14 protein-coding genes are annotated in these 13,258 nt (G+C 71.8%); 10 read left to right on the top strand and 4 right to left on the bottom strand.

The genetic code is table 11. From position 1 onward, the window contains the following. Positions 1-40: 40 nt before the first annotated feature. From ACZ5DS_RS35890 to ACZ5DS_RS35880, 3 genes are all read right to left on the bottom strand, one after another. Positions 41-502, bottom strand: a complete 462-nt coding sequence (locus ACZ5DS_RS35890; protein WP_468247026.1) for a carboxymuconolactone decarboxylase family protein — start codon at positions 500-502, stop codon at positions 41-43. Between the two features lie 97 nt (positions 503-599). After that, on the bottom strand, positions 600-1,802 hold the full coding sequence (locus ACZ5DS_RS35885) for an FAD-dependent oxidoreductase (protein WP_468247024.1): 1,203 nt from the start codon (positions 1,800-1,802) through the stop codon (positions 600-602). Between the two features lie 45 nt (positions 1,803-1,847). Further along, positions 1,848-3,095 (bottom strand): carboxylate--amine ligase, encoded by a 1,248-nt coding sequence (locus ACZ5DS_RS35880; protein WP_468247022.1) that lies wholly within the window; start codon positions 3,093-3,095, stop codon positions 1,848-1,850. Positions 3,096-3,377: 282 nt separating this feature from the next. Between ACZ5DS_RS35880 and fahA the strand changes: the two genes are divergently transcribed. The 4 genes from fahA (at position 3,378) to ACZ5DS_RS35860 (ending at position 7,035) form a co-directional block, all read left to right on the top strand. Further along, a complete protein-coding gene (fahA, locus tag ACZ5DS_RS35875; protein ID WP_468247021.1) occupies positions 3,378-4,595 on the top strand; it encodes a fumarylacetoacetase in 1,218 nt (405 codons plus the stop codon). 108 nt (positions 4,596-4,703) lie between these two features. Beyond that, on the top strand, positions 4,704-5,528 hold the full coding sequence (locus ACZ5DS_RS35870; protein WP_468247019.1) for a hypothetical protein: 825 nt from the start codon (positions 4,704-4,706) through the stop codon (positions 5,526-5,528). Next, a complete protein-coding gene (locus ACZ5DS_RS35865) occupies positions 5,525-5,902 on the top strand; it encodes a GntR family transcriptional regulator (protein ID WP_468247017.1) in 378 nt (125 codons plus the stop codon). Before ACZ5DS_RS35870 ends, ACZ5DS_RS35865 begins: the two co-directional genes overlap by 4 nt. A 194-nt stretch (positions 5,903-6,096) precedes the next feature. Further along, positions 6,097-7,035 (top strand): M56 family metallopeptidase, encoded by a 939-nt coding sequence (locus ACZ5DS_RS35860; RefSeq protein WP_468247014.1) that lies wholly within the window; start codon positions 6,097-6,099, stop codon positions 7,033-7,035. A 282-nt stretch (positions 7,036-7,317) separates the two neighbouring features. Here the strand turns inward: ACZ5DS_RS35860 and ACZ5DS_RS35855 are convergent, their stop codons facing one another. Beyond that, a complete protein-coding gene (locus ACZ5DS_RS35855) occupies positions 7,318-7,815 on the bottom strand; it encodes a transposase (RefSeq protein ID WP_468247172.1) in 498 nt (165 codons plus the stop codon). A gap of 247 nt (positions 7,816-8,062) precedes the next feature. Here ACZ5DS_RS35855 and ACZ5DS_RS35850 point away from each other — a divergent pair, with 247 nt between their 5' ends. The 6 genes from ACZ5DS_RS35850 to ACZ5DS_RS35825 all read left to right on the top strand — a co-directional run bounded on the left by ACZ5DS_RS35850 (position 8,063) and on the right by ACZ5DS_RS35825 (position 13,253). Next, complete coding sequence (locus ACZ5DS_RS35850) at positions 8,063-8,815, top strand: ASCH domain-containing protein (protein ID WP_468247012.1); 753 nt, start codon at positions 8,063-8,065, stop codon at positions 8,813-8,815. Positions 8,816-9,101: 286 nt separating this feature from the next. Then, positions 9,102-9,893: a GntR family transcriptional regulator gene (locus ACZ5DS_RS35845; protein WP_468247011.1), complete on the top strand. Its 792-nt coding sequence runs from the start codon at positions 9,102-9,104 to the stop codon at positions 9,891-9,893. A gap of 49 nt (positions 9,894-9,942) precedes the next feature. Continuing rightward, a complete protein-coding gene (locus ACZ5DS_RS35840) occupies positions 9,943-10,170 on the top strand; it encodes a 4Fe-4S dicluster domain-containing protein (protein ID WP_468247009.1) in 228 nt (75 codons plus the stop codon). Between the two features lie 35 nt (positions 10,171-10,205). Continuing rightward, the gene (locus tag ACZ5DS_RS35835; RefSeq protein ID WP_468247008.1) at positions 10,206-11,549 is read left to right on the top strand and encodes an ABC transporter substrate-binding protein; all 1,344 of its coding nucleotides are present in this window, start codon (positions 10,206-10,208) and stop codon (positions 11,547-11,549) included. Then, complete coding sequence (locus tag ACZ5DS_RS35830) at positions 11,546-12,472, top strand: ABC transporter permease (RefSeq protein ID WP_468247007.1); 927 nt, start codon at positions 11,546-11,548, stop codon at positions 12,470-12,472. The genes ACZ5DS_RS35835 and ACZ5DS_RS35830 overlap by 4 nt, the downstream gene beginning before the upstream one ends. Next, the gene (locus tag ACZ5DS_RS35825) at positions 12,456-13,253 is read left to right on the top strand and encodes an ABC transporter ATP-binding protein (protein WP_468247006.1); all 798 of its coding nucleotides are present in this window, start codon (positions 12,456-12,458) and stop codon (positions 13,251-13,253) included. The genes ACZ5DS_RS35830 and ACZ5DS_RS35825 overlap by 17 nt, the downstream gene beginning before the upstream one ends. Positions 13,254-13,258: the final 5 nt, after the last annotated feature.

Here is a 13,258-nt window from a genome sequence, read left to right as displayed (position 1 = left end):
CCCGCCGACTCGCCCTGATCTTCCCGGACTTGTGTGCTCCTCAGCCCCAAGTGGTGCCCGCGGGCTCCTTGATGGTGGTGTTGATGCGGTTGAACAGGTTGGTGAGCGAGATCGTGAGGATCAGCGCGGAGAGCTGCTTGTCGTCGAAGTGGTCGGCCACCTCGTCCCACAGCTCGTCCGGCACCGACTCCTCGGAGCGGTCCGCGAGCCGGGTGACGCGCTCGGTCAGCCGCAGCGCCACGCGCTCGGCCTCGGTGAAGAAGGGCGCCTCGCGCCAGGCGGCGACCGTGGCGATCCGCTCCTCGCTCGCGCCGGCCTTGCGCAGGTTCGCCGTGTGAGCGTGCACGCACGCGCTGCACCCGTTGATCTGGCTGGCGCGCAGCCCGACGATCTCCGAGAGCTCCGGCGGCAGACCGCCCTCGCCGATTGCCTGGAAGAGGCTGCCGATCCCCTTCATCGCGCTCGGAAGGACCTGCGCCGGATTGGCCGTCCGTGCCTGCATGGTGCTGCCTCCTGTGGGTCAGTGCTGCTCGCGGGGTTGCTTTCACCGCACTGACGGAGCGGAGGCGGACGGTGTGACAGACCGGCGCGACGATCTTTCAGCCGTGGGCCGCCGCCAGGTGCCTGGCCAGCCGTGGCGAGGCGAACTCCGTGCCGCAGACGAAACGCATCACCGGGCCGAACGAGGACGCCGCCGGGAGGCCGGTGAAGTACAGGCCGGGGACCGAGGAGACGCACCCGGCACCGAGCCGGGGCGCGCCCCGGCTCACCGCGAGCCGGGTGCGCAGCTCGTGGCCGAGGAAGTCCATGGCCGCGATGTTCACGCGGTAGCCGGTGGCGGCGATGACGTGGTCCGCGGCGAGCCGCTCGGTGCGGCCGCCATGGCCGCGGACGGTGAGGACCGGGCTGCCGTCCGGCGCCTCGGCGCCCGTCACCCGCTCGACCTCCTGGACCTGGACCATGCCCTCGAAGCGGTCGCGCAGCCACCAGGCGCCGAGCGGGCCGAGGACCCGGCGGACCAGGTAGTGGCGGGTGCGGGCGGGCAGGAAGCGGTACGGATGGGGGTAGTAGCTGAGGGCCCACAGGGACCAGGCGCGGCCGAAGGGCGACTCTGGGCGCAGCCTCGGCTGGTTCCAGGGCGGGGCGCCGAAGGCGACCCGGCCGCGGCCGCGCGAGACCACGCGCACCCGGGCGCCGGCCTCGGCCGCGAGGGCCGCCGTCTCCAGCGCGGACTGGCCGGCGCCGACGACGATCAGCTCCCTGCCGGCGAAGCGGGTGAGGTCGTGGTGCTGGGAGCTGTGGGAGACCGGGCCCGTGGGCGCCGGACCGTCGGCCGCCGCTGCCGCCAGCTCCGCGGGGAGGTGGGCCAGCCCGGACAGGCCGGTGGCGACCACGACCGCGCGAGCGGTGAACAGCTCCCCCGAGTCCAGCTTGAGTTCGAACCCGCCGCTCTCGTCGCGGTCGACGGAGACGACCCTGACCTGCTCCAGGTCGGGCAGCAGCTTGTGCTGGAACCACTCGCCGTAGGCGACGAACGTCTCCACCGGGATGATGTCCTCGTCCGTCACCAGCCGGCGGATGCCCGCCGCGTCGCAGTAGTCGGCGAGGGTGTGGCCGGGCTGCGGGCAGTCGAGGTTGGACGCGGCGGGGGTCGACTTCAGGAGCATGCCCTCGGGCATGTGGTCGCGCCAGCTGACCATCGGGTCGCCGAAGACACGGACGGGGATGCCGCGCGCCCGCAGATGGGCGGCGGTGGACAGGCCGAACGGCCCGGCCCCGATGACTGCAACCGGTCGAATCACGAAGTCCCTCCCCAGAGACACGGTGCGCCACCTCGGTGGCCTTGCCTACTTCGTGGCGGTGGTGGTGCTGCCGCGGCGGTTGGTCCGCCACAGCTGGTAGAGGTGCTTCGCGCCCGGGCGCACGAAGCGGGCGAGCATCGTGAGGAACGGCATCGGGTCGTCACCCGCGAGCCAGGCCAGCTCCGTCCCGCTCGCCTTCGCCGGCGCGTGCGGCGTCGTATAGCCACTGCTTCGGTAGGCAAGGAGGGCGGGCAGGTCGATGTTCTCCACGATGAAGCGGTGTCCGGCCCGCTGTTCCCCCTCCGGGACAGGGCGGCCGGTCAGGTTCAGGTGCATGGCGCGGACGACGTCCACACCCGACTCGTTCTCGAAGAGCCGGAACTGGGCGCCCATGCGCGGGTTGAAGTCGAGGAGTTTGTACTGTCCGTCGCGCCGGTCGAAGCGCAGGTCGAGGTCGATGATTCCGCTGAAGCCGATCTGTTTGACGAAACGTGCGGCGAGGTCCGCGAGTTCCGGGTTGTCGACGACGTACGCGTTCGCCGTCATGCCCGCGTGCGGCGGCCAGGAGCGGACCTTGACGCCGGTGAAGAGCGCGAGCGGGCTGGAGTCGGCGCCGAAGCAGGCGTGCACGATCCAGTCCTCGGCCTCCTCCCTCGGCAGATACTCCTGGAGGATCACACCGGGTCGCTCGCCCCAGTCGCGGGCGAGGGTGAGCAGGCCCTCCCGGGTGGCGATCCTGGTGGTGCCGTTGACGGCGGGCCGACTGCGCCGGACGAACGCCTCCCGGTTCTTGGCCACGACCGGGAAGCGGGCCTCGTCCGCGAAGGCGACGATCTCCTCGTACGACTCCGGGAACGCGGCCGCCGGACTCGCGATGCCGTGCTCCACGCACAGCTCGTGCAGGCTCTGCTTGCTGGCGAGCCGGCGCGGCAGTGCGGGGTCGACGCGCGGGAAGACAAAGGAACCGGCCAGGTCGTCCTGGTGTTCGGCGATCAGGACGGCGGCCTCTTCGTCCGTCGGGATCAGGACGGTCGGGCGGCCGATGCGGCGCCCGATGCGGAGCAGGCCCTCGACCAGCCGGCCCGGCTCCTCCGCACCTGTCGTCGGCCAGACGAACGCCCGTTTGAGATAGCGGGAGGAGGCCGCGGGTGTGTAGGGATCCTCGGTGATGGCATACATGGGCACACCCAGGCGGCCCAGGCTGCGGATCGCGCCCACACCACCGTGGTGCAGCGGATAGTCCCCGAACTTGACGATCAGCCCCGGCACGTCACGGTCCGCCTCGAAAGGCACACCAAAGGTGTTTCCGGCCACGGGTCCCCCCACGTGTCCCCCCTACGGACCGGACCCACCCCGTCCGTGTCCCCCAAAGGACGCTAAGCCGGAATTGCCGCCTCCCACAAGGCTTATTCGGACATTGCGAACTCTTTAGGCACCACTCGGGCAACCATTCGAGCGCTCCGTGCGGCACGCCCCGGGGCACTGCCCAAGACGCGCAACGCACCCGTAACGTGTGGCGCGACCACATGGAACGCACCGCCATGCATGGCCCGGATGAGAGCGAGGCAGTACCCCATGCCCCCCTTCGACGTCCCCGAGGGCGACCCCTTCGGTCCGCACAACCTTCCCTATGGCGTGTTCTCGCCCTCCGGCAGCACGGAGCGGAGGGTCGGCGTCCGGCTCGGCGACCACGTCCTCGACGCGGGCGCCGCGGCCGCCGCCCTGGGCTCGCCGTACGTCTCCCTGCTCGCGCAGCCCACCCTCAACCCCCTGCTGGCGGCCGGGCGCACGGCCTGGTCCGACGTGCGGCGCGCACTGACGGCCTGGGTGACGGTGCCCTCGCACCGCTCGGCGATCGAACCACTGTTCCACCCCCTGTCGTCGGTGACCCTCCACCTGCCCTTCGAGGTCGCCGACTACGTCGACTTCTACTCCTCCGAGAACCACACCCGGAACGTCGGCCAGATCTTCCGCCCGGACGCCGAGGACTCGCTGCCCGCCAACTGGAAGCACCTGCCGGTCGGTTACCACGGCCGCGCCGGCACGGTGGTGGTGTCGGACACGGACGTCGTACGGCCGTCCGGGCAGCGCAAGGGCCCCGGCGACCCGGTGCCCGTCTTCGGCCCCTCGATCCGGCTGGACATCGAGGCCGAGGTCGGCTTCGTGGTGGGCGTGCCCTCCGAGCAGGGCAAGCCGGTCGCGCTCGGCGACTTCCGGGAGCACGTGTTCGGTCTGTGCCTGCTGAACGACTGGTCGGCACGGGACATCCAGGCCTGGGAGTACGTCCCGCTCGGCCCGTTCCTCGGCAAGTCCTTCGCGACCTCGGTGTCGGCGTGGATCACCCCGCTGGAGGCGCTGGAGCACGCGCGCGTGGCGCCACCGGAGCGCACGCACCCGCTGCTGCCGTACCTGGACGACGCGGCGCCGGAGATCGAGCCCGGCGGCTACGACCTGCGGATCTCCATTGCCATCAACGGCCATGTGGTGTCCGAGCCGCCGTTCTCCACCATGTACTGGACCGCGGCCCAGCAGCTGGCCCACATGACCGTGAACGGGGCTTCGCTGCGCACCGGCGACCTGTACGGCTCGGGCACGGTGAGCGGCCCGGTGAAGAACCAGCGCGGCTCGCTGCTGGAGCTGACCTGGAGCGGCCGCGACCCGCTCGAACTCCCCGACGGCAAGCGGACGTTCCTGGAGGACGGGGACGTCGTGACGATGTCGGCGTGGGCACCGGGGGCGGACGGGAGCCGGGTCGGGCTGGGGGAGGTCAGCGGACGCGTTGTGTCGGGCTGAGCGACCCCTTGTAGCAAGGAGTTGACACAAGCCCCTCGCGGCAAGCATCTTGTACTCACCGCTTGATACAAGCGGTGAGTGCACGTCACGCTGTCACGGGGGACTTCCATGACTGATCTCGACCCGACCACACCAGCCACCGCGTCCCGGGCGCCGGTCGACCGCTGTGCCCGCTGGACGGGGCTGGCGGCGGGCGCACTCGCGGCGTGGCCGCTCTCCACGCTCGACCACGGGGAAGGGGTGCTGTACGCCATCCCGGCGTTCGGCCTGTGCGCGGTGGCCGGCGTACTGGTGGGCGACGCGCTGACCCCGCCGGCCCGGGGTGCCGTCCGCACGGCCGGGCTCGCGCCGCGCCGGGTGCGCGACTACGTACCGCCCCGGACGACCTGGCTGCTGGTCGTCCTCGCAGGCGCGCTGGTGGTGCTGCTGACGGTCGCGGGGGCGGTGGCCTCACCGGACGACCTGGGACGGGCGGGCCGTTCACTCACCCTGAGCTGCCGGGGCATGACCCAGTCACACAGCCCCTGGCCGGGGCTGTACTACGGCCTGCCGATGCTGGCCGCCCTCGCTGTCGCCACGGGCGCCTGCGGCTGGTCGCTACGGCGGATCGCCACCCGGCCCGGCGACGAGCAGTCCCGCCGCGACCGCACCCTGGCGATCGTCGCGGCATGGGGGCTCGTCGTCGCCCTCTCCCTGCTGGGCGCGGCCACCACGGCGTCGGCCTCGCTGCTGAGCTTGTCGTGCGACGGCACCGTGGGGACTGCGGGGGCCGTGGTGCTGTTGCCACTGGCCCTGGTCTCGCTGGTGACCGGGCCGTGGATGCTCTTCACCATCTGCTCGCCCCGGGCGGCGTGGCAGCGCCCGGCAGGCCGGGAGACTCGCCCGGCTCGGGCAGCCGCGCCGGGCCGGACGACGCCGGGGGCGCGCGGATGAGCGGGGCGGCCGTACGGGTCGACACGACGAGCCCCGTCCCGCCGTACGAACAGATCCGCGCCCAACTCGCCGCCCTGATCACGACCGGCCGCCTGCCAGAGGGCGAACGCCTGCCGACCGTACGGCAGCTGGCAGCCGACCTGGGCCTGGCAGCCGGCACGGTTGCGCGCGCCTACCGCGAGCTGGAGGCCGCTTCCCTGATCCTGACCCGGCGTGGCGCGGGGACGCGGGTGGCTCCGCTGCCGCCAGGGGCGCGCCCCCGCGACACGGCGGAACTCGCCGAGGTGACCAGGGATTTCGTGGCGTGGACGCGGGCCCTGGGGTTCGGGGAGGAAGAGGTGCTGGAGGCGGTGCGGCGGGCACTGCGGACGTAAGGAGAGGGAGGACCGCCGAGCCCGGAGCCGAGCGGAGCAAGACTCGAAGGAGGGCGGCCGGATCGCGGTCGACACCTGCCTCATGCCGCGTCTCGCCGTCATACTGGCGGGGAAACGTACGCGATGCGCCCCGGCGTATCGCCCCGCACCACCCGCACCCGTACACCTCTCCGACCAGGAACCGGAGCCCCGGCATGACCGTCTGCCTGCTCCTGCTGAGCGTCGTCGCCCTGACGGCCGCCGTACCGGCGCCCCGTGCGCTGACCCGTGCCGCCTGGCCCGAGCGGGAACCCGTGGTCGCCCTGTGGGTGTGGCAGTGCCTGGTCGCGACGGTCCTGCTGTGCTGTCTGACCGCGCTGGTCCTGGGCGCGGCGGCGGTCTTCCACACCGTCCGCGACCATGTCTTCGCCCCCGCGCCGCCCGCCGTCACCGCCGCGTACGACCTCTCCACCGCCCCGGTCTGGGCCGCCGTCCTCACCGTGCTGCTGGCGAGCGGGGCGGCCTGGACGACGGCGATGCTGGGCCGGGAACTCGTCGAGGCCCGCCGGCGCCGAGGCCACACCCGGGCACAGCTGCGCGAACGCGCGCCCGACCTGCCCGCCGGGCTGCCGGCGGCGCGTGGGCCGATGCTGGTGCTGGAGGACGAGTACCCGGACGCCTGGTGGATGCCGGGGCACCCGCCCCAGCTGGTCGTGACCACGGGGGCCCTGCACCGCCTGACCGACCATCAGCTGGACGCCGTCCTCACCCACGAGCGCGGCCACGCCCGCGCCCACCACGACTGGCTGCTCCACCTGTCCACCGCGCTCGCCACGGGCTTCCCGCGCGTCCCGCTCTTCGCCCACTTCTGCGACCAGACGCACCGGCTGGTCGAACTGGCCGCCGACGACACGGCCTCCCGCCGCTGCGGCCACCTCACCACCGCCCTGGCCCTGATCGAGCTGAACCAGCACCGCGGGGTCCTGTCCTGCGCCTCCAGCCGCCGCCTCCTCGGCGAACGCGTGGACCGCCTCCTGCAGCCCCCGCCGCGCCTGCTCCGCCGCCACCGGGCCCTGACGACGACGGTGGCCGCACTGGTGCCCCTGCTCCCGCTGCTCATCACATTCGCTCCGGGGCTGTCGGCGTTGTCCTGAGAAGCCGTGTCACATCCTCTTTTCGCAGGTCACGGGGCGTAGAGAAGGGCGGTGATCCCGCTTGCCGTTCGGTTGGGCGTCCATGGTCGCCGTTCCGAACGGCAACGGCAGCCCGTGGGTCTTCAGGCCGCCGCGAGGGTGGCCTGCAAGGCCTCGGTCTGGCGGAGGGGGCGGGCCAGTCGGCGGGACATGAGGGTGAAGGCCCACTGGATGTGGGCTTCCGCGTGGGTCATCAAGCGTTCGTAGTCCCTTGCGTTGCGCCGGGCCCGCATCGTCCACGAGTTACTTCGTTCCACCACCCACCTCTTGGGCAGCAGGATGAAGCCCCTGGCATCCTTGGGGCGAGGGACAACCTTGATCGTGATGGGTGAGCAGGATGCGGGCCGCGTCGCGGTCCTGAACGTCGGCGGGCATGACCAGCAGGTCGACGAGCAGGCCGTCCTGATCAACCAGCAGATGTCGCTTCCTGCCATTGATGTGCTTGTTCGCATCGTATCCGCGCGTCGCGTTCGATACGGTCTCCGCGCCTTTGACTGACTGGGAGTCCGCGATCACTCGGACTGGCCAGGCACAGCGCCGGCAGCGCAGCCGCAGCCGTCGGCGCAGCTGGTCGGCGCCGGGGCCACTTCTCCGGGGCACCGCCCTTCGGGGTCTGGCGGGCCGGAGTCGGGCCGAGGCGCCACTGGGCGCTACGGCAACGGTCCAGGACACCCCACACTCCGGGCAGGTGGCAGCCCTGGCACCTTGCACCGCCCGGGCCCTCGCGCCTGCCCGCCGCATCCGCCGCCAGTGCCGCGAACGGCACACCGGCGTGCAGAACACCGCCGCCGCCTTCACCAGCCTCAGCCAGGGCGCTCCATCCCTGCCCACGGGACCACCATGGGGCCCAGTCAAGGCAAGCCGAAATCCCGTGGAGCCCACCTGCGTGGCGTGGAATGCTCTTCGGCGACTGCTGAGGGAAGGGAAGGCTGAAAAGGTGTACGTACCGTCATCTGCACGAGCTCTCGATGATGACGAGCGTGAGCTCGTGGAGCTGGCACGCCGCACCATAGACGCGCATACCGACGCCGGGCCCGACGAAGACGGGATCCACACGATGGGCGCCGCGGTCATGGCCGCCGACTACCGGATGTTCGCCGGCGTGAACCTCTACCACTTCACCGGCGGACCCTGCGCCGAACTCGTGGCTCTGGGAGCCGCACGAGCCCAGGGCGCCCGCCAGATGCGCTGCATCGTTGCCGTGGGAAACCATGGGCGCGGGGTCATCGGCCCGTGCGGGCGCGATCGGCAGGTCTTCGTGGACTACTACCCCACCATGCGCGTCATCGTGCCCACGCCCGCGGGGCCCAGGTCCGTTCTCGCCGCCGACCTGATGCCGCTGACTCAGCGATGGACCCCGGAAGGCATGAGCGGTCTCGACCCATCGCTCTACCAAGACCCCGAGACGGCCGGTCCCCCGATCATCCGGTTCAACCCCCGCTACCTCGAAGACGTCCGCTCCGGCGCCAAGACCAAGACCACCCGCTTCCGGGACCCGGCCCAGCTCGGGCCGGCACGGCTGGTGTTCGAGAGCGACCCCGAAGTCGTCCTGCCAGCAGAGGTGACCGGCATCAGGCACTGCCTGGTCAGCGAACTCACCAACCAGGACGCCCAAGCCGAGGGGCTGACGACCGCAACCGAACTCCGGGAAAGCCTCAAGGGCCACTACCCAGATCTGGCGGGAACCGACGAAGTCGACGTAATCACCTTCCAGATCGACGACAAGACAGGCGCCGCTTAAACCGCGGAGGCACCAGCGACGACTGGGCCGCAAGGTGACGACGAGCACGGGGCCCCGTCGCTTCGGGTGAGGCCTGCGGTCCCTGAGACCTGCTGTTCCTGAGACCTACGGCCCAGTCCTGACGACTTCTGGCTCTTCCGGACGCGCATACGGAAAAGCCGGCCGAGTGGCAGATCTACTCGATCCGCCGGAAAGAGCCCAGCCCAGAGGCCTGTTCCACATTCCCCCAGCTGGCGCAACACTCCAGAAACACCCCATTCCCTACCTGCTCGGTATGGTTCCAGCCATGCCACCTGCCGACCGCCCCCGCGACCACGCCGGTCAGGGCGCCGCGACCACCGTCGCCGCCCACCGTGCGCGTCGCCGGCTGCGGGCGGACCGGGCCAGGCAGCTCGCCGACCTGCTGCGCCACCAGCTCCTCACCGGCGCCTTCGGGGACGGCGCCCTCCCCCACGAGTCCACCCTCGCCAGCGACTACCGCGCCTCTCGCAACACCGTCCGCCAAGCCCTGGACCTGCTCCGGGCAGAGGGGCTGGTAGAGCGGCAGCCGGGAGTCGGAACCGTCGTCGTCGCCCAGAAGTACCCGCACGGGCTCGACCGCCTGATGGGCCTCGCGGAAACCCTCCGCGAACACGGCCGCGTCACCAACGAGGTCCGCACCATGGGCCCCGCCCCCGCACCCGCCCCGGTGGCCGAACGCCTCCGCGTCCCGGCCGGCGCCGACGTCCTCTACATCGAGCGCCTGCGCCGCCTGAACGGTCTTCCCCTCTCCCTCGACCTCACCTACATCCCGCTCGACATCGGCACGGCCCTGCTCGGCGCCGACCTGGAGAACACCGATGTCTTCCGCCTGCTGGAAGCCATCACCGGCCAGCGTCTCGGCCATGCCGAGATCACACTGGAGGCGGTGAACGCGGACACTCACTCCGCCGCCGTTCTCCAGGCCCCGCGCGGCGCCGCCGTACTGATGCTGGAACGCCTCACCCACCTCGCCGACGGCCGCCCCGTCGACCTGGAGTTCATCCGCTTCCGCGGCGACCGCATCAGCATGAGCGGCCTCCTGCACCGCGCGGTTTAGCCCCCTCCCGCCCTGCCAGTAGCCCCTGCCCCATTTCCTGGAGACAGCCATGCCCTTGGCGCCCCAGCGGGCCGACGTGCCCGTGACCGTCGACGAGTCGAAGTGCATCGACGGCTGCACGCTCTGCGTGGACATGTGCCCGCTGGACTCACTCGCCATCGACGAGAGCAGCGGCAAGGCGTACATGCACGTCGACGAGTGCTGGTACTGCGGCCCGTGCGCGGCTCGCTGCCCCACCGGAGCGGTCACGGTCACCATGCCCTACCTGCTCCGCTGACCCGTCCCACTGCTCCGGCGAGAGGCCGAACCACCATGAAACGCATGGCAGTTACCCTGTCCGCCGCCGCGCTCCTCCTTCCCCTGACCGCCTGCGGCGGCAGCGCCGAGGCGGGCAGCGGCTCCACGGTCAGCGTGACCGTCGGCTACCAGTCCAAGACCATCAACACGGTCACCGCGGGGACCCTGCTCCGCTCACTGGGCTACTTCGAGAAGCGGCTGAACGCACTGCACGACGGCCACACCTACAAGGTCGACTGGCAGGACTACGCCACCGGCGCCCCGATCACCGCGCAGATGACCGCAGGGAAGATCGACATCGGCTCGATGGGCGACTTCCCGCTGCTGCTGAACGCAGCCCGCGGCAAGCAACTCGGCCGCCCCACCCACCTGGTGTCGGTCACCGGCTACAACCTGCGCGGCGGCCTCAACACCGTCGTCACCGCCCCGGGCTCCGGGCTCTCCTCCCTGAAGGACCTGAAGGGCAAGAAGGTGTCCACGAGCGTCGGCTCCGCCGCCGACGGCACTCTCGTACGGGCCCTGCAGCGCGCCGGCATCGACCCGAGCAGCGGCATCGCGAAGCTCAACCAGCAGCCCGCCGTGGGGGCTTCCGCGCTCTCGGCGGGCAGCGTGGACGCACTGTCGCAGTTCGTCGCCTGGCCGGGCCTGCTCGCCTACCAGGGCAAGGCGAAGGCCCTGTACGACGGCGCCCAGCTGAACCTCCCGACCTTCCACGGCGTCACCGCACGCGAGGACTTCGCCCAGCAGCACCCAGCCGTTCTGGAGGCCTTCCTCAAGGCACAGGCGCAGGCCACGGACTACCTCAACGACCACCCGGTGACCGCCGCGGAGAAGGTCGCCGAGGCCACCGGCCTGCCCGCCGAGGTCGTCTACCTCTACAACGGTGCCCACGGCATCGCGACCTTCGACCCGGCCGTCAAACCCCAGCTCGTCTCCGCGTTGAAGCAGGACGTCGCTGTCCTCAAGGCCGCCAAGCTCACCGGCGACGTCGACGTGGACTCCTTCGTCGACGACCAGTACGTGAAGAAGGCACTCGGCGCCGGCTACGCCGAGAGGCTCGCCGCCATGCCCGCACCGGCCGCGAGCGAGGTGTGGGCCCAGGGCAGCGATAAGACCATCACCTTCAATTCCCCGAAGGAGCTGCTGGCCTACGTGTCCGGGCACCGGCGCGGCATCCGCGCCGCCTACGTCCCCGACGCCACCACCGGCACCCTCTGGTTCGCCGACAAGGCGGTCTGGGTGGCCGACAGCGACCAGCTGCTGCCCTTCGTGACCCCGGCGACCGCGCAGGCGTACATCGCCGCGCACGGCGGCGCCCGTACGGTCTCGTACGCCGACGCGCTCGGACGGTCCTCATGACCCGCCGTCCGCTCGCCCGGTATGCGCTGCGGACGGTGTCGCTGGGCGCCGCCCTCGGGCTCTGGCAGTTGCTGACCAGCCTGGACATCGACCTGTGGCTGCGCTTCTCGCAGTTCCCCACGGTCACCGATGTGGCCCGGACCTTCGCCGACCGGCTCTCGGGAGCCGACTACTGGACCGACCTCACCGACAGCCTCACCCGGATCCTCACCGGTTTCGCGCTCGCGGCCGTCCTCGGCGTGGCCACCGGCGTGCTCGTGGCGCGCTCGCGCCTCGCCGAGGACCTGCTCGGCCCGGTCCTGGAGGTCATCCGCCCGATCCCGGCCATCGCCCTCGTCCCCGTCGCGATCCTCCTCTTCCCCTCGAACGAGCAGGGCATCGTCTTCATCACCTGCACCGCCGCCTTCTTCCCCGTGCTGGTTTCCACCCGGCACGCGGTCCGGGCGCTCACCCCCGTCTGGGAGGAGGCCGTGCGCACCCTGGGCGGCGGCCGGCTGCGGATCCTCGGCTCGGTGGTGTTGCCGGGTGCGCTGCCCGGCATCTTCGGCGGCCTGTCCGTCGGCATCGGCGTCTCGTGGATCTGCGTGATCTCCGCCGAGATGATCTCCGGTCAGTACGGCGTCGGCTACCGCACCTGGCAGGACTACACGATCGTGAACTACCCGGGTGTCTTCGTCGGCATGGTCACGATCGGTGTCCTCGGCTGGATCACCTCCACGGCCGTGGAACTCCTCGGCCGCCGCCTCACCCGCTGGCTGCCCCGCACCTCGTACGTCCCCGACGGCCGGCCCCGCACCCCGGCGCCCCGTGCCGCCGTCCCGGTCAGCGTGCAGGCCGGCGACGACCCCGAGCACCAGTCCGAGGCCCAGCACCAGGGCCACGACGACACCGAGCAGGAGGCGCGCGATGAGCACCTCGTCTGAGACGGCCGGGACCGTCGCCGCTCCGGCCGCGCCGGCACGGGCGGGCGTACACGGCACCCGGCTCACCCTGCGGGCCGCCGTCCTCGGCCGTCCGGACGCCCCGGTCCTGCACGACGTCGACCTCGACATCGCACCCGGTGAGATCCTCGCCGTCGTCGGCGCCTCCGGCTGCGGCAAGTCGACGCTGCTGCGCACGCTCGCCGGGCTGCTGCCGACGCTGGCCGGAGCGGTGGAGCAGGACGGCAGCCCGGTGACCGGACCGTCCGCTGACCGCGCGCTGGTCTTCCAGGAGGACGCGCTGCTGCCCTGGCGCACCCTGCGCGGAAACGTCGAACTCCCCCTCGCCATCGGCGGCGTACCGCGCGCGGAACGCCGTGCCCGGGCCGAGTCCTGGCTCGGCCGCGTCGGCCTGAGCGCGCAGGCGGGGCAGTTGCCGCACGGCGTGTCCGGCGGGCAACGCCAACGTGCCCAGTTGGCCCGCGCGTTGGCCGACAGCCCCCGCGCGGTCCTCATGGACGAACCCTTCGGCGCCCTCGACGCCCAGACGCGCTCCGGCATGCAGGACCTACTGGTGGAGGTGTTGCGCGGCACCGGCGCAACCGTCGTCTTCGTCACGCACGACGTGGACGAGGCGCTCTTCCTCGGCGACCGTGTCGCCCTCCTCGGCGCCGGCCGCGTGGGCTCCGTACGCGACGTACCGCGCCCGCGTGACCGCGGCGCCGTCGACGCTCCGGCCCGCGCGGCCCTGCGCCGCGCCGTCCTCTCCTCGCTCGGCACCTGAAAGGC

Source organism: Streptomyces sp. NPDC031100 (assembly GCF_055570785.1).
This window is presented reverse-complemented; position numbering and strand designations above follow the sequence as displayed.

Excerpts from the sequence above, each read along its gene's own strand:
- ACZ5DS_RS35890 (WP_468247026.1), bottom strand. The coding sequence starts at position 502 with ATGCAGGCACGGACGGCCAATCCGGCGCAGGTCCTTCCGAGCGCGATG.
- ACZ5DS_RS35860 (WP_468247014.1), top strand. The coding sequence starts at position 6,097 with ATGACCGTCTGCCTGCTCCTGCTGAGCGTCGTCGCCCTGACGGCCGCC.
- ACZ5DS_RS35870 (WP_468247019.1), top strand. The coding sequence starts at position 4,704 with ATGACTGATCTCGACCCGACCACACCAGCCACCGCGTCCCGGGCGCCG.
- ACZ5DS_RS35835 (WP_468247008.1), top strand. The coding sequence starts at position 10,206 with ATGAAACGCATGGCAGTTACCCTGTCCGCCGCCGCGCTCCTCCTTCCC.
- ACZ5DS_RS35825 (WP_468247006.1), top strand. The coding sequence starts at position 12,456 with ATGAGCACCTCGTCTGAGACGGCCGGGACCGTCGCCGCTCCGGCCGCG.
- ACZ5DS_RS35830 (WP_468247007.1), top strand. The coding sequence starts at position 11,546 with ATGACCCGCCGTCCGCTCGCCCGGTATGCGCTGCGGACGGTGTCGCTG.
- ACZ5DS_RS35845 (WP_468247011.1), top strand. The coding sequence starts at position 9,102 with ATGCCACCTGCCGACCGCCCCCGCGACCACGCCGGTCAGGGCGCCGCG.
- ACZ5DS_RS35855 (WP_468247172.1), bottom strand. The coding sequence starts at position 7,815 with ATGCGGCGGGCAGGCGCGAGGGCCCGGGCGGTGCAAGGTGCCAGGGCT.
- fahA (WP_468247021.1), top strand. The coding sequence starts at position 3,378 with ATGCCCCCCTTCGACGTCCCCGAGGGCGACCCCTTCGGTCCGCACAAC.
- ACZ5DS_RS35840 (WP_468247009.1), top strand. The coding sequence starts at position 9,943 with ATGCCCTTGGCGCCCCAGCGGGCCGACGTGCCCGTGACCGTCGACGAG.
- ACZ5DS_RS35865 (WP_468247017.1), top strand. The coding sequence starts at position 5,525 with ATGAGCGGGGCGGCCGTACGGGTCGACACGACGAGCCCCGTCCCGCCG.